Here is a 377-nt window from a genome sequence, read left to right as displayed (position 1 = left end):
CGTTGGAGCGCGCGGGCATCGACCCGACCTCGCTGCGCGGCACCAGCACGGGCGTGTTCAGCGGCGTGATGTACCACGACTACGGCAGCAACGTCGGCCAGGCCCCCGAAGGCACCGAGGGCTATCGGGGCATCGGCACCGCTGGCAGCGTCGTCTCGGGCCGCGTCTCCTACACGTTCGGCCTTGAGGGACCCGCGGTGAGCGTGGACACGGCCTGCTCGTCGTCGCTGGTCGCGATGCACCTGGCGGCGCAGGCGTTGCGGAGTGGGGAGTGCTCGCTCGCGCTGGCGGGCGGCGTCGCGGTGATGGCCCAGCCGACGTCGTTTGTGGAGTTTTCGCGGCAGCGTGGGTTGGCGGTCGATGGGCGGTGCAAGGCG

1 protein-coding gene is annotated in these 377 nt (G+C 71.6%); it reads left to right on the top strand.

Annotated elements, in window-relative coordinates:
• On the top strand, positions 1–377 hold a 377-nt coding region (locus DEH69_RS18855; protein ID WP_147255687.1), incomplete at both ends, for a beta-ketoacyl synthase N-terminal-like domain-containing protein.

Origin of the sequence: Streptomyces sp. PT12, from assembly GCF_003311645.1 — a bacterium.
Taxonomy (GTDB): Bacteria; Actinomycetota; Actinomycetes; order Streptomycetales; family Streptomycetaceae; genus Streptomyces.
The sequence above is the reverse complement of the archived record's forward strand: the minus strand, read 5'-3'. Positions and strand labels throughout refer to the sequence as shown.